General features: G+C 67.5%; 20 protein-coding genes and 4 pseudogenes. 12 read left to right on the forward strand and 12 right to left on the reverse strand.

Translation table 11 applies throughout. The features are described from left to right. Nucleotides 1-25: 25 nt before the first annotated feature. A complete protein-coding gene (locus tag MNOD_RS36585; protein WP_015934004.1) occupies nucleotides 26-1,303 on the reverse strand; it encodes a CaiB/BaiF CoA transferase family protein in 1,278 nt (425 codons plus the stop codon). A gap of 55 nt (nucleotides 1,304-1,358) precedes the next feature. Continuing rightward, entirely contained in the window at nucleotides 1,359-2,834 is a 1,476-nt protein-coding gene (locus MNOD_RS36590; RefSeq protein WP_015934005.1) for an SLC13 family permease, read from the reverse strand. A gap of 1,372 nt (nucleotides 2,835-4,206) precedes the next feature. On the opposite strand from MNOD_RS36590, the gene MNOD_RS36595 reads away from it, so the two are divergent. After that, complete coding sequence (locus MNOD_RS36595) at nucleotides 4,207-4,629, forward strand: YciI family protein (protein ID WP_015934007.1); 423 nt, start codon at nucleotides 4,207-4,209, stop codon at nucleotides 4,627-4,629. A 204-nt stretch (nucleotides 4,630-4,833) separates the two neighbouring features. Here MNOD_RS36595 and MNOD_RS36600 read toward each other — a convergent pair whose 3' ends face one another. The 8 genes from MNOD_RS36600 to MNOD_RS36635 form a co-directional block, all read right to left on the reverse strand. Then, nucleotides 4,834-5,586, reverse strand: coding sequence for an IS6-like element ISMno34 family transposase (locus MNOD_RS36600; RefSeq protein WP_015934008.1), 753 nt, complete (start codon nucleotides 5,584-5,586; stop codon nucleotides 4,834-4,836). 306 nt (nucleotides 5,587-5,892) lie between these two features. Beyond that, nucleotides 5,893-6,831 (reverse strand): amidohydrolase family protein, encoded by a 939-nt coding sequence (locus MNOD_RS36605; RefSeq protein ID WP_015934009.1) that lies wholly within the window; start codon nucleotides 6,829-6,831, stop codon nucleotides 5,893-5,895. A 13-nt stretch (nucleotides 6,832-6,844) separates the two neighbouring features. Continuing rightward, nucleotides 6,845-7,765: an SMP-30/gluconolactonase/LRE family protein gene (locus MNOD_RS36610; RefSeq protein ID WP_015934010.1), complete on the reverse strand. Its 921-nt coding sequence runs from the start codon at nucleotides 7,763-7,765 to the stop codon at nucleotides 6,845-6,847. A gap of 105 nt (nucleotides 7,766-7,870) precedes the next feature. Further along, entirely contained in the window at nucleotides 7,871-9,205 is a 1,335-nt protein-coding gene (locus MNOD_RS36615; protein WP_015934011.1) for an MFS transporter, read from the reverse strand. A gap of 76 nt (nucleotides 9,206-9,281) precedes the next feature. Beyond that, entirely contained in the window at nucleotides 9,282-9,956 is a 675-nt protein-coding gene (locus tag MNOD_RS36620) for an RraA family protein (protein WP_015934012.1), read from the reverse strand. A 44-nt stretch (nucleotides 9,957-10,000) separates the two neighbouring features. After that, nucleotides 10,001-10,915: a DUF1932 domain-containing protein gene (locus MNOD_RS36625; RefSeq protein ID WP_015934013.1), complete on the reverse strand. Its 915-nt coding sequence runs from the start codon at nucleotides 10,913-10,915 to the stop codon at nucleotides 10,001-10,003. 30 nt (nucleotides 10,916-10,945) lie between these two features. After that, on the reverse strand, nucleotides 10,946-14,014 hold the full coding sequence (gene ydiJ, locus MNOD_RS36630; protein ID WP_015934014.1) for a D-2-hydroxyglutarate dehydrogenase YdiJ: 3,069 nt from the start codon (nucleotides 14,012-14,014) through the stop codon (nucleotides 10,946-10,948). Between the two features lie 4 nt (nucleotides 14,015-14,018). Further along, nucleotides 14,019-15,353: an MFS transporter gene (locus MNOD_RS36635; protein WP_015934015.1), complete on the reverse strand. Its 1,335-nt coding sequence runs from the start codon at nucleotides 15,351-15,353 to the stop codon at nucleotides 14,019-14,021. A 475-nt stretch (nucleotides 15,354-15,828) separates the two neighbouring features. Between MNOD_RS36635 and MNOD_RS36640 the strand changes: the two genes are divergently transcribed. The 4 genes and pseudogenes from MNOD_RS36640 to MNOD_RS47480 form a co-directional block, all read left to right on the forward strand. Continuing rightward, entirely contained in the window at nucleotides 15,829-16,533 is a 705-nt protein-coding gene (locus tag MNOD_RS36640) for an IclR family transcriptional regulator (protein ID WP_015934016.1), read from the forward strand. Nucleotides 16,534-16,631: 98 nt separating this feature from the next. Continuing rightward, a pseudogene (locus MNOD_RS47475) lies at nucleotides 16,632-16,874 on the forward strand (IS6 family transposase); the annotation flags it as partial. Next, nucleotides 16,870-17,016, forward strand: a pseudogene (locus tag MNOD_RS48500) (transposase); the annotation flags it as partial. The pseudogenes MNOD_RS47475 and MNOD_RS48500, both read left to right, overlap by 5 nt. A 6-nt stretch (nucleotides 17,017-17,022) precedes the next feature. Then, a pseudogene (locus MNOD_RS47480) lies at nucleotides 17,023-17,303 on the forward strand (transposase); the annotation flags it as partial. Here MNOD_RS47480 and MNOD_RS36650 read toward each other — a convergent pair. Then, nucleotides 17,266-18,198 carry a LysR family transcriptional regulator gene (locus MNOD_RS36650; RefSeq protein WP_015934017.1) on the reverse strand — a complete coding sequence of 311 codons (933 nt, stop codon included), beginning with the start codon at nucleotides 18,196-18,198 and terminating at the stop codon, nucleotides 17,266-17,268. The pseudogene MNOD_RS47480 and the gene MNOD_RS36650 overlap by 38 nt on opposite strands. A gap of 132 nt (nucleotides 18,199-18,330) precedes the next feature. On the opposite strand from MNOD_RS36650, the gene MNOD_RS36655 reads away from it, so the two are divergent. The 5 genes and pseudogenes from MNOD_RS36655 (at nucleotide 18,331) to MNOD_RS36675 (ending at nucleotide 22,018) form a co-directional block, all read left to right on the forward strand. Then, on the forward strand, nucleotides 18,331-18,753 hold the full coding sequence (locus MNOD_RS36655) for a (R)-mandelonitrile lyase (protein WP_015934018.1): 423 nt from the start codon (nucleotides 18,331-18,333) through the stop codon (nucleotides 18,751-18,753). A gap of 49 nt (nucleotides 18,754-18,802) precedes the next feature. Beyond that, complete coding sequence (locus tag MNOD_RS36660; protein ID WP_015934019.1) at nucleotides 18,803-19,570, forward strand: glucose 1-dehydrogenase; 768 nt, start codon at nucleotides 18,803-18,805, stop codon at nucleotides 19,568-19,570. Nucleotides 19,571-19,581: 11 nt separating this feature from the next. After that, a complete protein-coding gene (locus tag MNOD_RS36665) occupies nucleotides 19,582-20,079 on the forward strand; it encodes a cyclophilin-like fold protein (protein WP_043753493.1) in 498 nt (165 codons plus the stop codon). 25 nt (nucleotides 20,080-20,104) lie between these two features. Then, nucleotides 20,105-21,163 (forward strand): annotated as a pseudogene (locus tag MNOD_RS36670) (SMP-30/gluconolactonase/LRE family protein). Between the two features lie 81 nt (nucleotides 21,164-21,244). Beyond that, nucleotides 21,245-22,018, forward strand: coding sequence for an SDR family oxidoreductase (locus tag MNOD_RS36675; protein ID WP_015934021.1), 774 nt, complete (start codon nucleotides 21,245-21,247; stop codon nucleotides 22,016-22,018). A 12-nt stretch (nucleotides 22,019-22,030) separates the two neighbouring features. On the opposite strand, the gene MNOD_RS36680 is transcribed toward MNOD_RS36675, so the two are convergent. Further along, nucleotides 22,031-22,924 carry a LysR family transcriptional regulator gene (locus tag MNOD_RS36680; RefSeq protein WP_015934022.1) on the reverse strand — a complete coding sequence of 298 codons (894 nt, stop codon included), beginning with the start codon at nucleotides 22,922-22,924 and terminating at the stop codon, nucleotides 22,031-22,033. 209 nt (nucleotides 22,925-23,133) lie between these two features. Between MNOD_RS36680 and paoA the strand changes: the two genes are divergently transcribed. Then, nucleotides 23,134-23,727 carry an aldehyde dehydrogenase iron-sulfur subunit PaoA gene (paoA, locus tag MNOD_RS36685; RefSeq protein WP_043753705.1) on the forward strand — a complete coding sequence of 198 codons (594 nt, stop codon included), beginning with the start codon at nucleotides 23,134-23,136 and terminating at the stop codon, nucleotides 23,725-23,727. Continuing rightward, nucleotides 23,724-24,674: an FAD binding domain-containing protein gene (locus MNOD_RS36690; protein ID WP_015934024.1), complete on the forward strand. Its 951-nt coding sequence runs from the start codon at nucleotides 23,724-23,726 to the stop codon at nucleotides 24,672-24,674. The genes paoA and MNOD_RS36690 overlap by 4 nt, the downstream gene beginning before the upstream one ends.

Below are 24,674 nucleotides of genomic sequence, written 5' to 3' on the forward strand. Positions count from 1 at the left end.
CGTCGGTCTCCGTGTGGGGGCTGTCTCAGCTGCTCGACGTCTCGGCGCGCACCTTGATCTCGGGGAGCTTTGCCGAGGGTGCGACGGTCGGGCGGTTATCAGAGGTGATCGTTCCCTGCTCGCGCAGGGCCGCAATGTCGTTCGCGCCGTAGCCGAGTTCCGCGAGCCAGCGTTCGGTGTCCTGGCCGAGCCGCGGCGGGGGAGCGGGAACGGGATAGGCCTCATCGAGCAGGAAGCCCGGCCGGGTGACCCGCATCGGCTGAGCGTCTTTCACCGTCTCCGGCAGCGTCTCGACGAAGCGGCGTCCGACCACCTGCTCCTCGCGCAGGATCTCCGGCACGCCGAGCACGCAGCCCGCCGGGATGCCGCTGGCGTTGAACAGCGCCTCCCATTCCTTTGCTGGGCGGGCCTGCAGGGCCGTGTTCAGCTCCGCCGAGAGCACCGCCCGGTTGCGCTTGCGCGCTTGGCGCTCGGCGAAGCGCGGATCGGTCTTGAGGTCGGGCCGCCCGACGAGGTCGCAGAGGGCCTCATACTGCTTCTGCTCGTTGGCCGCGACGTTGAGAGGGCCGCTCGCGGTCTGGAAAGTGCCCGAAGGTGCGGCCGTGAAGTTCTCGTTGCCCATCGGTTGCGGATCGACGTTGGCGTTGAGGTGGTTCGACACCACCCAGCCCATCGCCGCGAGCGTCGCTTCGAGCAGCGACACGTCGATGCGCCGGCCCCGCCCGGTGGTGCGCTGCTCAACGAGGGCGGACGAGATCGCGAAGGCGGCGGTGATGCCGGCGATCGTGTCGGAGATCGGGAAGCCGGTGCGCAGCGGTGCCGTCGCGGCGTCGCCGGTCACGCTCATAGCGCCCGACAGGCCCTGGACGATCTGGTCGTAGGCCGGGCGGCCCTGCCAGGGCCCGCTCTGGCCGAAGCCCGAGATGGCGCAGTAGACGAGCCGCGGGTTGCGTTCCGACAGCACGTCGTAGCCGAGCCCGAGCCGCTCCATCACCTTCGGCCGGAAGTTTTCCAGCACCACGTCGGCTTTCTCGACTAAGCGCAGGAAGATCTCCTTGCCAGCCTTCGCCTTGAAGTCGATGGCGACCGACTGCTTGCCGGCATTCACCGCCACGAAGGAGAGGCCCATCAGGCGCTCGGCCATGGCCGGATCGGCCCCGAGCCGGCGGGCGAGATCGCCGCCTTTCGGGTTCTCGACCTTGATGACCTCCGCGCCGAGGCGCGCGAGATGGTAGCCACAGAACGGGCCGGCGAGCACGTTGGATAAATCAAGGACGCGAACGCCCGCGAGGGGAAGAGTCATGGCGGATGTCCAATCGACGGTGTGACAGTTGAGGCGGGCGCGGCTTATTCAAGCTTCAGTAAAGTCCGAGCCAACGCCAGTAGGTTGCTGCGCAGAGCGCGTAGACGAGGCAGGCGAGCGCGCAGATCACGATGCCGACTTTCGGAAAGTCGCTGACCCTCAGGCGCCCGGTTCCATGCACGATGATGCTGGGCAGCGTGTTGTAGAACATCAGCAGCGGGTAGCCGCCGATGATCATGCCGGCCGGCAGAGCGAGCGCCACCGCGTCGATCTGCGCCGTGCCGGCCATGCCTAAGATGATCGGCAGCAGGGCCGTCGCCATCGCGGTCGTGCCGACGAAGACGACGTGCAGGTACTGGACGATGAACATCACCACGACGATGACCACAAGGGTGGAGGCGCCCCCAAGGCCGAGCCCGTGGAAGATCGCGTTCGCGAGCCACGCCGCCGCGCCGGTCTTCAGAAGAATGTCGCCGAGCGAGATGCCGCCACCGGCCACGAGCAGGACTTGCCAGGACACGCCCTTGTTGGCGTCCTCCCAGGTGATGACCCCGAAGCCGGGCAGGAACAGGAGGACGACGCCGGCGAGGCACACGACGGTGGTGTCGAACTGCGTGAAGGTCTGGGTCGCCCACAGCAGGGTGACGAGGCTGAACACCAGGAAGGTGCGCCACTCGGCGGCCGACATCCGGCCGAGCCCTGCCAAGTTCGTACGGATGGTGCCGTCGATGTCCGCCTGGGCCGGATCGACATCGACGGGGAAGACCTTCTGGATCAGTGCCCAGGTCGCGAAGGTCATGAGGAGCGCCGGCGGGAAGCCGTAGAGGAGCCACTCGGCGTAGGAGATCGTGTGGCCGCTCGCCTTGGCGACGAACTCCACGGTCACGGGGTTGGGGACGGTCGCGGTCAGGATGCCGGCCCCGATCGTGGCGTTCGTCATCGTGAGGGTGAGGAGCAGGTTCACCGCGAACGTGGAGCGGCCGGTGGCGCCGTAGAGTGCCAGGATGCTCAGGCACTCGGGCAGCAGGATCGCGGTCCGGGCCGTCGAGGAAGGGACCAGAAAGGCCAGCACGATGTTGACGAGGCAGACCCCGAGGGTGATGCGCCTCGGCGCCGACCCGATCGCTGAGAGGATCAAGTAGGTGATGCGCTCGGCCAAGCGGGTCTTGACCATGGCGGTGGCGAGGATGAACGCGCCGACGATCAAGTAGGCAGAGGAGGAGGAGAAGCCTTCTAGCGCGCCGCGCACGCTCGTGATGCCGGACAGGGCGGCGGCGGGTACGATGAGGAGGCTTGTGACGGCGAGTGGGATCGCCTCCGTCAGATAGAGGGCGAAGATGCCTCCGAAGAGCGCCAAGGCCTTGTGGCCGGCGACTGAAAGACCGTCGGGTGTCGGAGCGAGCCAGATCGCGACCGCAGCGAGCAGCGCGATCGGAACGCCGATCCGTTTCAGAGCCGCATCGAGACCGTGTTGACTGCTCTGCTTGTCAGTGCGGACGGGCAATGCCGCCTGATGCCCGAGGCTGGACATCGTTCCTCCAAGGTGCGCGTTTCCTGGAACCTCGACGCAGCCATCATCGAGTCCTCTTGATGCAGGACTTCGATGGCAGAAATGCCACGCCGGGACTTCGTTGGTTTATCGGCTAAGCTTGTACAGATCGGAGGCGTGGGCCTGAGCACTTTCGTGCCTGCCCGGGGCCATCTCGGTTATCGGATTCATGGGCCGTTCTGCGGCCCGGGTCCAATCGCTAATTTTCAGCAAGCGATGACTGGCAGGAATGAGGAGAAGCCGCGCTTGCAGGCGGCCACCGCGAACCTGAACGCGTGTCGAAGGACAAAGACCTGAAATCGCGTCAGGTGCGGATGTCCGGAGGTTGGGACCTCAATGGCAGCTTGTGGCGCATTCCGGAAGATTGCGCCGCATTCGGATCATGGCCTCTGCCTGCGCCCAGAAAAAGACGGTTTTTCAGACACTTAAACCTGTAAGGATTGCATGTCAGGAAATCAAAATAGCGCTCCTCGCATAGGTGCGGTGTATGGAGGGTGGCCCTCCCCAACGGGGGAGGGCCGAGGCCGCCTTACCCGAGCAGGTGGCTCAGCTCGATCACGATGATCGTGACCTCCAGGACAATGGCAATCAGCTTGAGCGTAAGAATGAAGCTCATGGGTGTCTCGCTTGGTGTCGGCGCGCGAACCCTGGAGGCAGCGGCTCGGCCGCGCCGGAAATGGCAGGGAACGATGGAACCGCCGGGGGGCGGTGAAGCGAGCGCCGGCCCGAAGGGGCGCTGCAAGCGACGAGGCCAAGCGGTGAGCACTGTCTGGCTCGATCGGCGGACGCCCTGGGAAGGAAGGAACCGCGCCGATCAGGAGGGGCCCTCGGTGCCCCGTTGATCCCAAATCAGTGACTTCCTCAACTTAACGAGAAAGTCAAGACTCTGATCGAAGGGGCACGAAGCCCCTTCCGGTCGGCCTGAGCTATGTGTGATAGCATCCAGATCCAGAAAGATTTCAGCCTCCTCGACGGCAACGAAGATTGATGAGGCGTCACGGTAACGAGTGATTTGAAGCCCACCTCGGACCGAGGGTGCGCTCACCACAGGCTCGCTGGTCCAAGGTCCTGGGAAATGGGAAAGCCGACCTTCATTGGCTCGGTTCTACGACCGAGTGTGACCCAAAGCAGTCGTCAGTTCCGGCTCCTTGGCTAGGTGGGCGTTGCGACCTTTCCATGGCGTTGCTTGTCGGCCTCACCCGACCCGGCCGGTCCGGCTCCGGTTCCAACGCCTGGAGGCTGGTGGCTCCACTCACCCGAAAAAAATCTTCGACGAGCTGTCGATCGCCTCGTCTTCTGTTCGTCGTAGCAGCAGGGAGATCGGTGCGGCCTCGGCGTCATAGGAGACAAGACGATGCGCGTGATGGTTTTGGTGAAGGCGACGAAAGATAGCGAAGCGGGCATCATGCCCTCGTCAGAGCTTCTTGAGGCCATGGGCAAGTACAATGAGGAACTGGTCAACGCCGGCATCATGCTGGCGGGCGAGGGTCTGAAGCCCTCGGCTCAGGGCAAACGCGTGGCCTTCGACGGCCCGAGCCGCACCGTCACCGATGGGCCCTTCGCCGAGACCCGCGAGCTGGTCGCCGGCTTCTGGCTGTGGGAGGTCAGGGACATGGCTGAGGCAGTCGAGTGGGTGAAGCGCTGCCCTAACCCGATGCCGGGCCCAAGCGAGATCGAGATCCGCCCGGTCGTCGAGGCTGCCGACTTCGGCGATGCCTTTACGCCGGAGCTCGCCGAGCAGGAAGACCGGCTTCGCGACAGGATGGCCGGCCGCTGAGGCCCGCTGTCCGCCATGACTTGCCTCGCCCCTCGCTCCTCCCGTGAACGGGAAGCGTGGCGGCGGCCGACACCCATCAAGCAATCGAGACGGTCTTCCGGATCGAGCAGGTCAGGCTCATCGCGGGTCTGGCCCGCATGATTCGGGACGGGGCCGGTCGCAAACTCGGGAACAGGCCGCAGCAGTGACTACGCTGCCCCGCTTTCACGCTTTGTTTGCAACGGGAAGTCCGAAGCAGGAGGCGAGCCGCTGGTTCTGCTCGCACACGGTCCACGCCCCCGCGAACCCGAAGCCCTTGCGCAGCCACCGCATGGCCTCGAAGCCCTGGATCGTGCGCCGCGCAGTGGCGAAGGGCTGGAAACCCCCGACCCACGGCATCGGCCTTTTCATCCGGAAATGGTCGCCCTCGCTCCCTTGCTGCAGGGGCTTGGTCACGGAGTGCGTGGGCGTGCGGGGTAGCAGGCCCGCCTCGCGGCTCTCGGCGAGGGCCGGCGGGTCGGGACCAGCCCCATCCGTGCCGATCCGGTCAGGAGCGAGAAGCGGCTGATCCTGCAGCATCGTGCGGAAGAACCGCTTGGCGGCGTCCAGATCGCGGTGGGCGGGGAGGAGGAAGTCGACCGGCTCGCCGTGCTTATCGATGGCCCGATCCAGGGAGCGCCACTGGCCGCGGATCCGGATGGAGGTCTCGTCGACGCGCACCGGCCCGCGGTGCGGCTTGCGGAATTGGCGCAGCCGGCGCTCGATCGAGGGCGCGTCGGCGAGCACCCAGCGATTGATCGTGGAGTGGTCGACAGTCAGGTCGCGCTCCAGCAGCATCTCCTCGATGTCCCGGTCGCTCAGGGCGTCGCGCAGGGACCAGGAGACGGTCTGGACGATCAGCATGGCCTCGAAGTGCCGACTCGTGAAGTCGCCGCGGGCCTGGCGCTTCAGCTTGAGCGCGAGGGCGGTGAGGATCATGGGCCGGCTCCCGGGATGGAGGCGGCAAGCTGGGTAGGTATGCCTAACGGCTGGTGAATGTCATCCCGTTTGCGACAGGCCCGCCGACACGGCGCAAACAACAGCAGCCTTCAGGATATCGTGCCTCGACCGATCGAACGTTCTCATTGTTCACCTCCCTATCTTTGTCGAGTTTTTTGGCCCAGCGTTGGCGCATCGTGGTGCTGCGCTGAGCCGATCGGGCGTCCTCCGCGGAATGGCGGCTCTCGACGGACTTCATTCGTTTCGGTTCCCGCTGCCTCGTGTCCCGCGCTGCCTCCGAACGGCTCAGAACCCGTAGAGCGTGGCCGGATTCGAGACGAGGATCCGGGCTTGCAGCTTGGGATCCGGAGCCCAGTCCGCCAGCAGATCCAGCAGGATGGCGTCGTCGGGCTTCGCATCGACAGGCGACGTGGGATGCGGCCAGTCGCTCCCCCAGACGAGCCGCTCGGGGGCGAACTTGACGTAGGCGCGTGCGAGCCGGCTTCGGTCGGCATAGCTGGGCGGGCCGACCTTGGAGAGGATGTATGCACCGGTCAGCTTCACCCAGGCACCGCGGGTTTCGATCAGGTTCGCGATCACGCGAAAGGCGGGGTGGTCGGGGCCGGCCGGCTCCGGAAGATGACCCATGTGGTCGAACACCACAGGGACAGGCAGGCGCTCCAGCACGTCCCGCAACTCGACGATCTTTTCGCCCTCGGACACGAGCTGGATGTGCCAGCCCAGCTCCGCGATCTTGCGGGCGACCGGCTCCATGTCGTCCATGGATGCGCCGCCCGGGAGCCGCGTGCCGAACCGCACGCCCCGGATGCCGGCCTCATGCAGGCGTTGCAGTTCGGCCGAGGTGACGGTCGCATCGAGCATCGCAATGCCGCGCGCGCTGTCGCCGAAGGCTCTGACCGACTCGACGAGCAGCCGATTGTCGATCCCGTAGGTCGACGGTTGCACGACGACGTTGCGCGTGAGGCCCAGTCGGCGCTGCAACTGCCGGTAATCTTCGGCGCTGGCATCGGGGGGCCGCAGGGTCGCGCTCGGGGATGGGGGAAAGCGCGCGTCGTAGATGTGGTGGTGGCAATCGGTCGCGTTCAGGGGAATCGTGATCGAGGGGCGTTCCGTTCCCGCGGACCAGCGCACCGCTTGAGCCGAGGCTCGACGCGTGCCGGCGCCCAGCGCGACCCCGGCCACGAGGAGCGCGAGGTGATCGCGCCGCGTCGTCAACTTGGTCATGAGGCGCTTCCGTTCAGGTGTGCGAGAACAATTCCTGACCAGGAGCAGGCATGCGCGCCGTCAGGATGCTCCCAGTCTGGGACTCGGTGATGAAGAGGGTCGCGTGATCCGGCCCGCCATAGGCGATGTTGGTGGTCGAGATGCCGGCCGGGGACTTCACGCGCAGGATCGGTTCGGCGACCGGAGACAGGCGCCAGATCGAGCCGAAGCCGGTATGGGCGACGACGAGGCATCCTTCGGCATCGAGCGCGATGCCGTCCGGACCTCCCATCCCGCCGTGGAGTTGCGAGAAGACGCCGACTTTCGACACGAGCCCGCTCGTCCCGAGCGGGATGCGCCAGATCTGCTGCGCCCGCGTCACGGCGACGAAGAGATTCGTCATGGCGCTGTCAATCACGATGCCGTTCGGACTCGGCACCGTGTCGATGAGGCAGGTCAGTTCGCCGGACGGGCGAAGGCGATAGACGCGACCGGTCGGGTCCTGCAGGCCCGTCTGGCCCTGGTCCGTGAAGTAGAGGTCGCCGTTCTGGGCGAAGGTGAGATCGTTGACGCCTCGGAACCCTTCCGAACCGGCAGTCTCCAGGAAGGGCGTCACCGACCCGGCCTCGGGATCGAGCAGCATGATCCCGCGCTTGTAGCAGGTGATGAAGATGCGTCCGTCGCGATGGATTTTCAGCCCGTTCGGCCAGCCGTCATATTCCGCGACGAGTTCCCATGTCCCATTCGGATCGATGCGGAAGATGCGACCGAACGGGATGTCGGTCACGTAGAGCCGGCCGGCGCGGTCGAAGACCGGCCCCTCCAAAAAGGAGTCGATCGCGTGTCCGCCACGGTTCGCGGTCGCCCACGCGGTCGGCCTGGGTTTGCGGAACCGGTCCGGCAGCCGCGTGAATATCTCGGCCGTCACGGTCGGTGGGGGAGCGAAGAACGACATCGCACGTCCTCGAGGGATGATGGGATCCGCACTCGGTGGTCCGGACGGAATGGCATGGCCGGGCGCTTCGACGACCGCCGCGCCAGGCAGGTCGCTGGCTTGACGTCAGGCCAGAGCTGCGGCCGCGCGTGCGTCGCGGGCGTGCGCGCGGCTGATCATGAGGACGCAGACGGCGGCGGCCGCATCAAGCGCCGCGACAGGAAGCATGCCGAGTGCGAAGCTCCCCGTCGCTTCCTTCACGAGGCCGACGATGTTCACCATGAGGCCGCCCCCGATGAGGTTCGCGATCGCGTTGATCCCCGCGAGGCCCGCCGCCAAAGTCCCGGCCGACAACCACCCCGCCGACAGGGCCCAGAATGGCCCCTTGAAGGCGTAAGCGCCGACGAGCGCGCAGGACACGGCGACAATCGTTGTCACGATGCCGCCCGACAGGTTCAGGTACGACAAGCCGAAAGCCGCGAGCATCAGCGGGATCGCCGTATGCCACGTACGCTCGCCGCTGCGATCCGACCGGCGGCCCCACAGGATCATCAGAATTGTGGCGAGGCCGTACGGGATCGCGTTGACGAACCCGGTCTGAAGGTTGGTCAGTCCGAACGACTTGATGATCTGCGGCTGCCATACCGAGAGCACGCTGCCGGTGGCGGACGCTCCCGCACAGACCAGCGCCATGGTCACGAAGTACCTGTTGCGCGCGAGTTGCCACAGCGAGATGTGGCCGATGGGCTTCTTGCGTGCCGCCTCGTCGGCGAGACGCCCGACGAGCCATTCGCGCTGCGCGTCGCTGAGCCAGACGGCGTCCCGGGGCTTGTCCGTCAGCAGGAACAGGCAGCAGATTCCGAGGAGCACGGTCGGAAGCCCCTCCAGAACAAACAGCCATTGCCAGCCCTTGAGCCCAAGAACTCCGTCGAGTTCGAGCAGCGACACGGAGAGCGGCGAGCCCAGGAAGGTCGCGAGCGGGATCGAGACCGTGAACGTCGCGAGGATGCGCGCCCGATACTCGTTCGGCAGCCAATAGGTCAGGTAGAGGATGGCGCCCGGGAAAAAGCCGGCCTCGGCCGCCCCCAGGATGAACCGCATCGCGTAGAGCGAGTATGGCCCGATCACCAGGGCCATGCCCATCGTCACCAAGCCCCAGGTGATCATGATCCTGGCGATCCACCGACGAGCGCCGACGCGTTGCAGCGCGAGATTGCTCGGCACCTCGACCAGGAAGTAGGAGACGAAGAACAGGCTCGCCGCGAAGCCGAACATCGCAGGCGTGAGCCCGAGATCCTTGTTCATCTGCAGCGCAGCGAAGCCGACATTGACCCTGTCGAGCAGGGCGAAGAAGTAGCAGACCATCAGGAACGGCACGAGGCGAAGAATCACCCGGCGCATGGTCGCTTTTTCGAGGGACTGCGGCGCTTGTTCAGGGACGCTCACGTCCTGTCCTCCCATGGTCTTCCTGGATACGGCTCGCGCGATGCAGGTCGCCGTCTCTGTGCCTTCGGCTTTCCTGCCGTCCGCGGGCGGATCAGATCCCTTCGCAGCCCGCGTCCCGGAGGGCGCGCTCAACCCACGACCGGTCCACGGTGCCGGCCTTGATGGCCGCCATCGTCTTGGCCTCGTCCTGCTGCTTCTTGTTGGCTGCGGCGAAGACGGCTTCCGTTTGATCGAAGGGCACGCACACGATCCCGTCGTCGTCGCCGACGATGAGGTCGCCTGGCTGGATCACCATCCCGTCCAGGGCGATCGTGGCATTGATTTCGCCGGGCCCGTTCTTGTAGGGGCCGCGATGCGTGATGCCGGCCGCGAACACCGGCAGAGAATTTGCGCGGATCCACCCGTGATCGCGGACGGCACCGTTCACGATCACGCCCGCGACCCCGATCTGCTGCGCATGGGCGAGCATGAGCTCACCCATGATCGCGTTCGTCAGGTCACCACCTGCATCAACGACGAGGACGTCGCCCGCGCTGGCGCGGTTCAGGGCCGCGTGCACCATCAGGTTGTCGCCCGGGCGCTGCTTGATGGTGAGCGCGGCGCCGGCCAGCACGCCCCCCGCATGGAGCGGCCTGAGGCGGGGCCCGCCATGGACCATGCGGTTCATGGAGTCGCTGATATTCGCGACCGCGATGGCCTTGAACTTCTCGACCGTGGCCTCGTCGACCTTGCGGGTGCGGGGATGGATCTTGAACCCGATGGACATGGCTGCTTTCTGAACAGTGAAACGGAGTGAGGGGCGAGGGACGGTCAGGCCGGCTCGGATCGCTTCAGGCCGGCCTTGAGCTCCATGGCGTCGAGCGCCTCCTGGTAGGTCCGCGGCACGACGCCCTTGAAGTGATCCTTGAGGCCGAGGCTCTCCTTCCAGCGCAGCCTCTTCGCGACGGCACGGGCCATGATCGGCTCCACCCCGGCGTCCTGAACGGCGTCGGCCGACATCTCGAGTTCCTCGGCGCGGCGCTTGGCGTGAATGGCTCCGGACGGAGTCAAGCTCTGCACGGTATCCATCCAGGGGCGCGCCAGCGTCTTGGAGGCGGAGGCGAGCACGATCTCGTCGATCCCATATTGGCGGGCCGCGAGCAGCATCTCGTCCGTCAGCGCCTCGATGCCCTTGATGAGGACGGAGCGGAGAATCTTGATCCCGGACGCCGTCCCGAGCACCGGACCCATGAACTCGATCTGCATGCCCCAGGGCACGAGCAGGTCACGCACGCGCTCGCCGGCGGGTCCGCTCGACAGCATCCGCATGGAGTAGCCGTGAAGCGGCGTCCCCTCGATCGAGCCGTCACCGAGAAGCGCACCGCTCGCCGCCAGCTTGTCGGCGACGCTTCTCTTGATCTTCGGGGTGGCGGACGCGAAATCGAGGAAGGTGTGCCGGTTCGTCAGGACGGGTGCGAACGCGTCCGCGCTCTCCAGCGAGGACGCGCCGGGCGTCACGCTGAAGATCAGGTCGCTCGCATCCGCGAGCTCCGCGTTCGACCGCACCAGGGTGACGCCGGCGTCCCGCGCCCTGCTCTGGATGAGGTCGGCGTAAGGACCGTCGAAGGCGTATTTGTCGTAGCAGGCAATGGATTCGAGACCGGCTCCGCGCAGCCCCGCTCCGAGGGTGCTGCCGATCTCGCCGTACCCGACGAGGCCCAGCCTGAACTGCTTGCGGTCTGCCATGACGTGCTCCTTGTCCTCAATGTGATCGGATCAGCGCCGCGCTTCGGCCGGGCTGCGCTTCGCGGCGGCCACAACCTCGGCGCCGGCCGCCACGTGAGCGTGAAGGATCTCGACGGGATGCGGCAGCCGGACGCCGTCGATGAGCTTGGCCTGCAGGCGGCAGGAATAACCGTCGGCGACGAGTCGGCCCGACCGGCCCTTCTCGGCTACGGGCGCCGCCCAGCTGAGGCCGTAGATGCGCTCGGACATCGCCCGGTGCTCCGCCTCATGGCCGAAGGTGCCGGCCATCCCGCAGCAGCCGGACGGCAGCGTCGAGAGGCCGAGCCCGAAAGCCGCGAAGACGGTTGACCACGCCGCCACGGCGGGCGGCGCGGTCGCCCGCTCGGTGCAGTGCGGGAGCAGCCAGTAGGTCTCTCTGTCGGGCGTTCGCGGCGCGCGTTCGAGACGGCCGGTGAGCCATTCCTGGACGAGCTGGACGCGCGGCACGTCGCGCCCGGGAAGAGCCTGCGGGTACTCCGACCGGTAGGTGAGCGTCATGGACGGATCGAGGCCGATGAGCGCGACGCCGGTCGCGGCAAGGCGGCCGAGGTCGGTCGCGCTCGCCGACGCGCGCCGCTCGAACCGGCCCAGGAAGCCGTGAACGTGCAGCGGTTTGCCGTTGGGCCGATAGGGCGCGAGCCAGGGCCGGACTCCGATCCCGATCAGGAGATCGAGCAGGGCGAGCAGGACGGGCGTCTCGTAGTAGCTCGTGAATGCGTCCTGCACGACGACGACGCTCATCAGGCGCTCGGAGGCGGACAGCTTCGCCAAGACCTCCGCATTGGCGAGCGCCACGCCTCGACGCTCGATCTCCCGCCCGAGGTTCAGCCCGGACAGCCTCGGTGTGTGGACGAGCCCGATCGCGTCGGCGAGGCCGAGTGATGTCGCGCGATTGACGAGCCTCGGCGCCTTGGCCAGCCAGGGCACCAGCGCCTCCAGCGAAGCGACGACGTGGTGGCGCAAGGGCCGCAGGTAACGGCCGTGATACAGCTCGAGGAACTTCGCCCGGAAGCTCGGGACGTCCACCTTGATGGGGCACTGGCCCGTGCAGGATTTGCAGGCCAGGCAGCCCGCCATGGCCTCGTGCACCTCGTGGGAGAAGTCGTCCTCCCGCCGGCGAAGCGTTGCGACGAGGCGGCCCGGGAAGGCGAGCCAGCCCGGCCGCGCGCGCAGCCGGATTGCCTCGACGAGAGGGTCGCAGCCCTCCGCGGCGAGCCGGCGCAGCCATTCGCGCATGAGCTGGGCGCGCCCCTTCGGGGAGTGCCGGCGCTCGCGCGTGCCCTTCCAGGAGGGGCACATGGCGTCGTCCGGATCCCAGTTGAAACAGGCTCCGTTGCCGTTGCAGTGGAGCGCCTCGTCGTAGCCGGCCCGCACTCCCGGCGGGATCGCGCGGTCGCGCTGGCCCTTGGTCGGCACGCCGTCGACGGTAAGCAGTGTGCCGCCCTCCGGCACGGCGATCTTGCCCGGGTTGAACTGGTGACGCGGATCGAAGGCGGCCTTTACGGATTGCAGCACCGGGTAGAGCGGGCCGAAGAACCGGGGCGAGAACTCGGACCGCACACCCTTGCCGTGCTCGCCCCAGAGGAGCCCGCCGTAGCGCTGCGTCAGCGCGACGACGTCCTCCGTGACCTCGCGGATCAGGGCCTCGGCGCCCGGCGCCTTCATGTCGATCGCAGGCCGCACGTGCAGCACGCCCGCGTCCACGTGGCCGAACATCCCGTAATCGAGACCGCGCCGATCGAGCGCTGCCCGGAACTCCGCGATGAAGTCGGCGAGGTTCTCGGGCGGGACCGCGGTGTCCTCGACGAAGGCGATCGGCCGCTTGTCGCCCTTCATGCCGCCCAGGAGTCCGACCGACTTCTTGCGCATGTCCCAGATGCGATCGACGTCCATCTCCCCCCGCGCCACCGTGTAGCCGCGCCGCCCTCCGACAGGACCGGCCGCGTCCAGCGCCGCCGTGAGGCGTCCCACCGCCTCCTCGACCTCGGCGCCGCTGTTGCCGACGAACTCGATGAGATTGACGCCGTGCGCCCGCTCCCCGCCGTTTTCGGGGAAGAAGGATGCGACGCCTTCCCAGATGAGATCGCCTTGGGCGAGCGCCAGCACCGTGGAGTCGACCGTCTCGATCGACGCCGCCCCGAAGGATACGAGCGCCTGCGCGTCGCGGAGCGCTGCGTCGAAGCTGCCGTAGCGGAGATTGACCAGCGCCGCATGGCTCGGCAGCGGCAGGACGTTGAGCGTCGCCTCCGCCAGAAATCCGAGCGTTCCCTCCGAGCCACACAGGACGGCGTTGAGGTCGAACCGTCCGTCCGCGCGTCGGATGTGGGCGAGGTCGTATCCCGTGAGACAGCGGTTGAGAGGCGGAAACCGCTCAGTGATGAGTGCCGCGTTCTCGCGCTGGAGCCTGTCCACGTCGCGGTGGATGATGCCCACACGGTCGGATCGCGCTTGGATGGCTGCAAGTTCGGCCTCATCGAGGGGGCCTGAGTGCCAAACCGTTCCGTCAGACAGGACGGTCGTCAGTTCGAGCACGTGGTCACGCGTCTTGCCGTAGAGACAGGAGCCCTGGCCGCAGGCGTCGGTCGAGATCATGCCGCCGATCGTGGCGCGGTTGGAGGTCGAGAGCTCGGGCGCGAAGAAGAGCCCGAAAGGCTTGAGCGCCGCGTTGAGCTGGTCCTTGACGACGCCTGCCTCGACCCGCGCCGTGCGGCGTTCCGGATCGATCGCCACGATGCGGTTCATGTGCCGCGACAGGTCGACGACGAGCCCGTCCGTGAGGGACTGGCCGTTGGTACCGGTCCCGCCGCCGCGCGGCGCGATCCGAACCTCTGTGAAGCGCTCTTCTCCGAGGAGCGTCGCGATGCGCACGAGGTCGTCGAGGCCGCGCGGAAAGGCGATGGCCTGCGGCGTGAGCTGGTAGATCGAATTGTCCGTCGCCGCGACGGTTCGATCGGCCGCGCCCACCGACAGGTCGCCCGCGAAGCCCCGCGCCCGCAACTCGGCGCAGAAGACCGCGTAGACCGACAGCGTGACGGGTTCGGGCGAGAGGCGCGGGATCATGGCGTCAGGCCGGGATCGCGGTTGCGACATCGTCCCGCCGGACGAGGCGACCGAAGACGACCATCAGCGTTGCGCCAAACAGGAGGGAGCAGCCGACCGCGACGAGCGGCGCCGTGAACCCGCCCGAGAGGTCGCGAACGAAGCCGATCATGTAAGGCCCGACAAAGCCGCCCAGGTTGCCGATGGAGACGATCATCGCGATCCCGCCCGCCGCCGCGCGGCCGGTGAGAAAGCTCGACGGGACGGCCCAGAAGGTCGCCACGAAGGAGTTGATGCCGACGACCGCGATGCAGAGGGCGACGATCGTGAGGAGCGGCGATGAGGTGAAGGCGCTGGCCACCAGGGCGGCCGAGCCGACGAACAGCGAGATGGCGGGGTAGATCGTTCGATCGCTGCCCCGGTCCGACATCCGGCCCCACACCACCATCGCGATTGCCCCGCAGAGGTAGGGGATCGCCGTGACGAACCCGACGACGGACGTGGCGAGGCCGAGTTGCTTGATGATCTGAGGCAGCCAGAGGCCGATGCCGAGTGACCCGATGATGGCACAGAAGTTGATGGTCGCGAGCGTCAGCACCCGCCAGTTCCGAAGAGCCTGAGCCAGCGTGAGGTTGTGCTTCTTCTCGATGGCGGCCTTCTCCGACGCGAGCCGGGAGACGAGGAAGTCGCGCTCTGGGGCGGACAGCCAGGCAGCCTTCTCGGGCTTGTCGGTCAGGACGAGGAGGCAGGCGACGCCGAGGATCACCGCAGGCGCAGCCTCAAGAACGAGGAGCCACTGCCATCCCTTGAGACCGAAGCCCTCGAGCTGGACCAAAGCGCCCGAGATCGGCGACCCGACGATGTTCGCGACCGGGATCCCCAGCAGGAACAGAGCCGTCGCCCTGGCCCGAACGGCGGAGGGGAACCACATGCTCAAGTAAAGAAATACACCAGGGACGAAGCCTGCCTCGCCGAGGCCGAGCAGGAACCGCGCGATGCCGAACTGAACCGGGCCTGTCACAAATGCAGTCGCGGCCGAGACAAGCCCCCAGGTGATCATGATCCGTGCGATCCAAAGCCGGGCCCCGACCCGCATCATGATCAGGTTGCTCGGGATCTCGGCGACGAAGTAGCCGAAGAAGAACAGGCCCGCTCCGACGCCGAAAGCCGTCGCGCTGAGGTCGATGTCCTTGTTCATCGTGAGCGCGGCGAAGCCGACATTCACGCGATCCAGGTAGCTGACGACGTAGCAGATGAAGAGGAACGGCAGAATGCGCCGCAGCATCTTGCGGTAGAGCGCGTGCTCGTCGACCGCCGCCGTCTGAGCGAATGCCGGCTCCGCCGGGCGCCCCCATGCCATGACGCTCTCTCCCTGGTGAATTTTGCAACGGCGTTTCATTTTGCGTACATGGCATGGTTGCGCAGGTCAAGCGTCCACGGAGCGTTCGGGGGATACCTCGCCTTGGAGCTGCCTAAGCGAGCGCCTGCAAAGGTGATCAGGGTTCGGGTTCCCGAGGCGGACAAGTTGACCAACAAAGCGTCGCAATCATCGAGCTGGCGGTCCAGCGCTTTACGGACGATCCAGATCGCGCCACGAAGCCTGTGCATTGATGCGAAGCACGCCCGGGACCTGTCACCGCATGCCACAAGACAGTTATGCTTCGGAATGTCGCATGCGGGCTGCGCTCTGACGGGACGCGCGCGTCAGGCCGAGACCGCTTCAAGCCTTGTCTCAGGTCTCTTCCCGGCCCGGTCGCATCGTTTGGTGACACGGGAAAGCGCGTTTAAAGGTTTCCCTTGGTGAGCCATCCGAACTGTGAGCGGACGAGAAACGAATGCCGAAAGAGGCTCGAAAGAGGCCCAAGCTTGAGGGCGTTGCCTCGGCCGAGAGGGTGTTGACGGTTTTGACTGCTTTTCGACGGGGCGACGACGCACTCGAATTATCGGAACTCGCCCGCCGCACATCGCTCGTTAAAAGCACCATCATGCGGCTGTGCATCTCGCTTGAGAAGTTCGACCTAATTGAACGCCTGGATGATGGACGGTATCGCCTGGGGGTTGAGGCCGCTCGCATCGGCTCCGTTTATCAGCAATCCTTTGCGTTGGAGGAACGCGTTGTCCCCGTTCTGGAGCGCCTCGCCGCTGAGTCACTCGAGACGGCGTCGTTTTATATTCGTCGCGGAAATCAGAGGCTCTGCTTGTTCCGAGCAGATTCGCCGTACCCGCTCCGCATGAATGTTCGGCCGGGCGACATGCGGCCGATGGATAACTCGGCCATTGCGCAGGTGTTATCTATTTTCGGAGACCGAATGCTGCCAAAGCAGAACGATGTAAAGCTTCCTATCTATACGTCAGGTGTCACCGATCCGCATGTTGCATCCCTTGCAATGCCGATCTTCGGCACCGAAAGACGGCTCATCGGAGCACTCGCGTTGTCAGGTCCTTCGTCGCGTCTCACAGCTGAGCAGGCCAGCGTTTTAGAGCCGCGGTTACGGGACGCGGCCGAGCGTCTCTCATCCGAATTGGGCGCACAACTTTGAACAATAATACTTCTGTAGGGCCTGTCGCAAACGCGCTGACGTTCAGCAGCCGTTAGGCATACCCGTCCAACTTGCCGCCTCCATCCCGGAAGCGGCCCATGATCCTCACCGCCCTCGCGCTCAAGCTGAAGCGCCAGGCCCGCGGCGACTTCACGAGTCGGCACTTCGAGGCCATGCTGATCGTCCAGGCCGTCTCCTGGTCCCTGCACGACGCCCAGAGCGACCGGGACATCGCGGAGATGCTGCTGGAGCGCGACCTGACTGTCGACCACTCCACGATCAATCGCTGGGTGCTCGCCGACGCGCCCTCGATCGAGCGCCGGCTGCGCCAATTGAGCCGGCTGGCACAACTCCCACGACCTCGTCGTGCCCGACACCATCAGCCTGCTGCGGCTGCCCTCCTGCGCGCCGGAACTCAACCCAGTCGAGAACGTCTGGCAGTTCCTACGCGACAACTGGCAAGGCGGTCAGATCTTCGCCTCCTATGGGCTGGACGAGCGCGGGGTCACATTCCGCTGGAAGGATGACCGCGTCCGGGCCGGGGCGAGGGGCCGGGAGTGGATCAAGAGCCTGACGCTGTCGGCCGACGAGTTCATCCGCCGGTTCCTGCTGCACGTCCTGGCCGACGGATTCCACCGGATCCGCCACGACGGCTTGTTCGCCAGCAGGACGCGGGCTGCTTCCCCTGCAAAATCCGGGCGCTGCTCGCTCCAGAGGCGCCTCTCGATCCGGTCAAGCCCGAGCCTGCCCGCGCCGCGCCGGCTCCACCCGGTCAGACTTCCAGCGCAGCGCCTCGACCAGCACGGCAAGAGCCTGGGCGGGTTGCCGGCGGCTCGGATAGTAGATGTGATAGCCGGAAAACGGCTCGCACCAGTCCTCCAGCACCCGAACAAGCGCCCCGGTGTCCAGATGGGCCTGCACTCCGTCCTCGGGGAGATAGGCGATCCCGAACCCGTCGAGCGCAGCCAGCAGGATCAGCGTCACGGTGTTGAACACGAGCTGGCCCTCGACCCACACCCTGAGCTCGCGCCCGTCCTTCTCGAACTCCCAGGCATAGAGCCCGCCACGCGTTGGCAGCCGCAGGTTGATGCAGTCGTGAATGGTCAGGTCCTCCGGACGCTCCGGCTTTGAGCGACCGGCAAAATAGGCGGGCGCGGCGACGGCGGCCATGCGCACGTCCGGCCCGATCCGCACCGCGGTCATGTCCTTGGCTACCGTGCCCCCGTAGCGCACGCCCGCGTCGAAGCGCTCGGCGACAATGTCGGTCAGGCCGTAGTCGACGGCAATCTCCACCTTGATGTCCGGGTATTCCGGCAAGACCCGCTTCAGGGTCGGCCAGAGCACCGTGTTCGCAGCATGCTCGGTGGCCGTGATGCGGACGGTGCCGGCGGGCTTGCCCCGGAGCTCCGCCAGCATGGCGAGCCCCGCCTCGATCTCCGCGAACCGCGGCCCCACCGCCTTGAGGAGGCGCTCCCCGGCTTCGGTCGGCGCGACGCTCCGGGTGGTCCGCGTGAGCAGCCGGACCCCCAAGCGCGCCTCAAGGCCGCGGACGGTCTGGCTGAGTGCCGGCTGCGACACCCCGAGCTGCGCAGCGGCCCGGGTGAAGCTGCCCGTGCGCGCGACGGCGATGAAGGCGAACAGGTCGTTCAGGCTCTCGCGCAACATTCATAAGGCTCGCTCATAACCCCATGTGCATCCCGGCATCTAATCCGGGTCGGGGCCAAGGGCTAGCTTGACTCGCGAGCATCCCCCGCAAACGCGGCGAGGCGGGGACACCCATCGGGACGGAGCGGCACCATGGAGATCAAGCGCCTCGGCTCGCAGCCCTCGGGCAAGGGCCCGCAGGAGTGGTTCACCGGCACGGTCCGCGTCGACCCCCTGTTCGGCTCGTCCGAGCCGGCCCGCACGAGCGGCGCCCTCGTCACCTTCGAGCCCGGCGCCCGCACGGCTTGGCACACCCACCCGCTCGGCCAGACGCTCATCGTCACCGCCGGCTGCGGCTGGGTCCAGCGCGAGGGCGGCCCCATCGAGGAGATCCGCCCCGGGGATGTGGTCTGGTTCGAGCCGGGCGAGAAGCACTGGCACGGCGCCACTGCGACCATCGCGATGAGCCACATCGCCATCCAGGAGGCGCTCAACGGCAGCCCCGTCGAGTGGATGGAGAAGGCCCGCGACGACCAATACGCGTCCCCCGTCGCCCCAGCAAGCGGGCAGCACTGACCATGCCGACCGCCCTCGCACCCATCACTCACTGAGAAGGAAGAAACCGATGAGCGTGACGTATTCGTTCGAAGGACAGGTGGCCCTGGTGACGGGTGCCGCCATGGGCATGGGGCTGGCGACGGCCAAGGCGTTCGCCGAGGCAGGCGCGGCAGTCGTCCTGTCCGACACCAACGCGGACGCCCTGAAGTCCGCCACCGAGGGGTTGAAGGCGGCGGGCCATCGGGTGCTCGGCGTCCGGTGCGACGTCGCGAACGAGGCCGAGGTTGCCTCCATGATCGAGCGGACGGTCGAGACGTTCGGCCGGCTGGATGCAGCCTTCAACAATGCCGGTATCCAGATCCCGCCCGCCGACATCGTCGACGTGCCCAGCGAGGATTACGAGCGCGTGATGGCGGTCAACCTGCGCGGCGTGTGGAACTGCATGAAGCACGAGTTGCGCCAGATGCAGGCGCAGGGCAGCGGCGCCATCGTCAACTGCTCGTCGATCGGCGGCCTGAAAGGGTTGGAGTTCCTCGCCGCCTATCACGGCACGAAGCACGGCGTGATCGGGCTGACCAAGTGCGCGGCGCTTGAGAACGCGGCACGGGGCATCCGCGTCAATGCGGTCTGCCCGGGCACCATCGACACGCCGATGGTGGCCGCGATGGTGACGGAGCGGCCCGAGGCCATGGCGGAGATCATCAAGAAGCAGCCCATCGGGCGGCTCGGGCGGCCCGAGGAGGTCGCGTCCGCAGTGCTCTGGCTCTGCAGCGATGCGTCGAGCTTCGTGCTCGGCGTTGCCCTGTCCGTCGACGGCGGCTTCGCCGCGCACTGATGGGCCGTCCCATGCGACGCGGCATGTGGACGGCGACGCTTCTCACGACGACGGCGCTCGTCGTCCTGGCTGCTCAGGCCGGGCTCCACGGCGAGCCCGGGCCGGACCGGCGGCCGTCCTCACCCACGAGCCAGAGAGGGCATGCGATGGAGAGCGTTCGAATTCTGCTGGCCGGCGAGAGCGTCACCGCGACCCTGGAGGACGGCGAGGCGGCCCGCGCCTTCAAGGCGCTCCTGCCCCTGACGTTGAGCCTGACGGATTACAACGCGACCGAGAAGATCAGCGATCTCCCCAAGCGGCTGCCGACCCAGGGCGCGCCGGCGGGCTTCGATCCGGAACCCGGCGACCTCGCCTATTATGCGCCCTGGGGAAACCTGGCGGTCTTCTACAAGGACTTCGGCTACTCCCGGGGGCTCGTCCGCCTAGGCAAGCTGAGCCGCATCCCCGAAGCGTTCCGTGGTCCGGGTCCGGTAACCGTGACCATCGAAGCCGTCACGTCCCGCGAGTGAGCCGGCAGCGATGATCGGACAGGTGATGTGCGCGACGCCCGGCCCGCGGCGGCTGGCCCGACGGGCAGCCCTGGGGCTCATCGTTCTGACCGGCGTCGCCGGCCTCGCTCCGGCGGGCCGTACGCAACCCGGCGAGGTGCCGCGCGCACTGGCCTACGACGCGCAGACGCGCGGGGCCGTGCCGATCCCGCCGGCCGAGCGCGGGCTTCAGACGGTGGTGGCCGAGCCCTGGTTCAAGGTGTCCGACGAGGGTGTGCCCCTGGAGGGGCCGGCCTTCGACCGGAACGGCAACCTGCTCTTCACCGACGCGGGCAGCGGACGCGTGTTCCGCCTCGCGCCGGACAGGCGCCTCTCCACTGTCGTGCCCGCGAACACTCTCGGGCTCGGCGGTCTCGCGGTTCATAAGGACGGGCGCATCTTCGCCGCCGGGACGGGCGGCTTCCGGCACGGCTCCGTCGTCGTCGTCTAGCCCGACGGCTCGGGGTTGCGGACGGTCGTGCCGCCGGAGGCGGGCTACGTGCCGAACGACCTGGTGTTCGACGCCCGGGGCGGCTTCTACTTCACCGACTTCCGGGGCACCTCCACCGATCCGCAGGGCGGCGTCTACTACGTCTCGCCGGACCTCAAGACGGTCACGCCCGTCCTGCCGCACCTCGCGATGGCGAACGGCGTCGCGCTGAGCCCGGACGGCAAGACGCTCTGGGTGACGGAGTTCAGCCGGAACCTCCTGCATCGGGTCGAGCTGGCGGATGCGACCACTCCCACACCGTTCGGGACGGCGGTCGCCTACCACTTCACCGGCTCCGCGCCGGACTCGATGCGCGCCGACGCCGACGGCAACCTCTACGTCGCCATGTACGGCCAGGGTCGCGTGCTGGCGTTCAACCGCAACGGCATCCCCATCGGGCAGGTGCTGCTGCCGGGGCGCGACGAGGGCCACAACCTGCGCTCCACCAGCATGGCCCTCAAGCCCGGGACCGACGACCTCTTCAACATCACGAACGACAGAGAGGGCGGGCAGGGCTCGACGGTCTTCCACGCCAGGGCATTCGCGAAGGCCCTGCCTCTCTACTCGCACCAGTAACGGTCGGATCGTCCGGACCTGTCGGGCGGCGTCCGCCTCGGAGCCCCACACCCCCACGATTCCCGCGAAGGAGAACAGCCCATGACCACAATCCAGAACGACGGCTTTGCCGGCAAGGTCGCCTTCGTGACCGGCGCGACGAGCGGCATCGGGCGCGCCACGGCCCTGGCCTTCGCCCGGGCGGGTGCGAGCGTGGCGCTCGCGGACGTGTCGCAGGAGGGCAGCCGCGAAGCGGCCCGCATCATCGAGGAGGCGGGCGGGCGCGTCCTCGCCGTCCGGTGCGACGTGAGCAAGGCCGAGGACGTGAAGGCGGCGCTCGACAGGACGGTCGAGACGTTCGGGGGGCTCGACTTCGCCTTCAACAACGCCGGGGTCGAGCAGCCGGTCATGGCGGCCGCCGACATCGCGGACGAGGATTTCGACCGCATCGTCGCGGTCAACCTGCGCGGCGTGTTCCTGTGCATGAAGCACCAGATCCCCCTGATGCTGCGCGGCGGGGGTGGCGCCATCGTGAACACCTCCTCGGGCGCCGGGGTGAAGGGCTTCGCCGGCCAGGCCGCGTACACCGCGACCAAGCATGGGGTGATCGGGATGACCAAGTGCGCGGCCCTCGACTACGCGAAGGAGAACATCCGGGTGAACGCCATCTGCCCCGGCATCATCGACACCCCGATGATGCAGCGTTTCACGGGTGGGACCCCCGAGGGCGTGGCGCGGGTGGTCGCGCAGGAGCCGGTCGGCCGCATGGGCAAGCCCGAGGAGATCGCCGCCGCGGTCCTCTACCTGTGCTCGGCCCCGGCCGCCTTCGTGACCGGACACGCCATGGTGGTCGACGGCGGCCAGACGGTGGGCTGACGCCGGGCCCGGTCAGCCCCGATGGCGCAATGCCTCGACCAGAACCGTGAAGGCCGGGGCAGCCTGGCGGCGGCTCGGATAGTATAGATGGTAGCCGGGGAAGGGCTCGCACCAATCCTCCAACACCCGCACCAGCCGCCCCTCCGCAACCTGCGCCTGCACCTGGTCCTCGGGCAGGTACGCCAGCCCGAGCCCGGCCAGGGCCGCGTTCCGGATCAGATGCAGGCTGGTGAACACGAGCTGGCCCTCGACCCGTACGGCGAGCTCCCGCCCCGCTCGTCCGAACTCCCAGGGATAGAACCCGCCGCGCGTCGGACGGCGCAGGTTGATGCACCTTTGGGCGGTCAGGTCCTCCGGCTGCTTGGGCTTGGGCCGGCCCTGGAAGTAGGCGGGCGCGCCGACCACGGCGATGCGCATGGGCGGCCCGATCCGCACCGCGACCATGTCCTTCTCGACGTGCTCGCCGATGCGCACGCCCGCGTCGAAGCGCTCGGCCACGATGTTCGTCAGGCTCTGCTCGGTGACGACCTCGACGGTGATGTCCGGGTAATCCGGCAGCAGCCGCTCCAGGGCCGGCCACAGGACCGTCTCTGCCGCATGCTCGGGCGCCGTGATGCGGACGGTGCCGGCCGGCGTCTCCCGAAGCTCCGTCAACGCCGAGAGCTCGACCTCGATCTGCTCGAACTGGGGGCCCACGATGCGCAGCAGGCGCTCGCCGGCCTCGGTCGGCGACACGCTGCGCGTGGAGCGGTTCAGCAACTGGAGCCCGAGCCGCGCCTCAAGCCCGTTCATGGCGTGGCTCAAGGCCGACTGGGTGACGCCCAGACGAGCCGCGGCGCGGGTGAAGCTCCCCTCCTGGGCCACGGTGGTGAAGGAGAGCAGGTCCGTCAGGTTCTCCCGCGCCATTCATAACCTCCGCTCATAAGCCTAAGTGAATTCGAGCGCCTAATCCAGTTGTCCGAAGGGCTCTAGCTTCCTCGTCAAGGAAGGCGAGACCGACCGCGCAGCTCGTCGGGTCGCGACGCCCCATCGGCGATGACGACCCCGTCGCCGCGAACGGTCCGGAGGACGATATGGACGGTTCCAACGCGTTCGAACTGAACCGGAGAGACTTGATGGTCGGAGCATCCGCCACCGCGGCCCTTGGTGCCATGCCCTTGGCCGCGGGCGCCAAGCCCGCCGGCACCGAAAGGCCCAACCTGGCAAAGGTCGTGTTCACGGTGAACGGCGAGCAGCGCGAACTCGAACTCGACATCCGAACCAGCCTGCTCGACGCCGTGCGCGAGCACCTGCACCTGACCGGCTCCAAGAAGGGCTGCGACCACGGCCAGTGCGGTGCCTGCACCATGATCGTCGACGGGCGGCGCATCAATGCCTGCCTGACGCTCGCCGTCATGCACCAGGGCAGCGAGGTCACCACCATCGAGGGACTCGGCCAGCCGGAGAACCTGCATCCGATGCAGGCCGCCTTCATCAAGCACGACGGCTACCAGTGCGGCTACTGCACGCCGGGCCAGATCTGCTCGGGCGTCGCAGTGCTCGCCGAGATCAAGGCCGGCATCCCGAGCCACGTCACCGCCGACCTCACCGCCACCCCCGAGGTGACGGAGACCGAGATCCGCGAGCGCATGAGCGGCAACATCTGCCGCTGTGGCGCCTACTCCAACATCGTCGCGGCCATGACCGAGGTCGCCGGGAGGCAGGCATGAGGTCCTTCACCTACGAGCGCCCGAGCACGCCGGCCGAGGCCGCGGCGGCCGTCGCCCGCACGCCGGGCGCGAAGTTCATCGCCGGCGGCACGAACCTGCTCGACCTGATGAAGCTGCAGATCGAGACGCCGACCCACCTCGTCGACGTGAACGGGCTTTCCCTCGACCGCATCGAGCCGACGCCGGAGGGGGGCTTGCGCATCGGCGCGCTCATGCGCAACACCGACCTCGCCGCCGACCCGCGGGTGCGCAAGGATTACGCGGTGCTGAGCCGGGCGCTGCTCGCGGGCGCCTCGGGGCAGCTGCGCAACAAGGCCACCACCGCCGGCAATCTGATGCAGCGGACCCGCTGCCCGTACTTCTACGATACCGCCCAGCCCTGCAACAAACGGCAGCCGGGCTCGGGCTGCTCCGCCCTCGACGGGGTCAGCCGGCAGCTCGCGGTGATCGGGGGCAGTGACGCCTGCATCGCCACGAACCCCAGCGACATGGCGGTCGCCATGCGGGTTCTCGACGCGACGGTCGAGACCGTCGACGCCAAGGGCGCTGAGCGGACGATCCCGATGGCCGAGTTCCACCGCCTGCCCGGCGACACGCCCGAGGTCGATACGACCCTGAAGCCGGGCGAGCTCATCACCGCGGTGACGCTGCCCAAGCCCCTCGGCGGGGCGCAGGTCTACCGCAAGGTGCGCGACCGCGCTTCTTATGCCTTCGCGTTGGTCTCGGTCGCCGCCGTGGTGCAGCCGGACGGCACGGGCCGCGTCGCCTTCGGCGGCTTAGCACACAAGCCCTGGCGGGTAGAGGCCGCCGAGGCCGACCTGCCGCGCGGGGCGAAGGCAGTGGCCGCCAGGCTCCTCGACGGAGCCAAGCCCACCCACGACAACGCGTTCAAGCTGAAGCTCGCCGAGCGGACTCTCGGCGCGGCGCTCAAGCAAGCGAGGGCCTGA

The organism is Methylobacterium nodulans ORS 2060 (genome assembly GCF_000022085.1).
Classification (GTDB): Bacteria; Pseudomonadota; Alphaproteobacteria; order Rhizobiales; family Beijerinckiaceae; genus Methylobacterium; species Methylobacterium nodulans.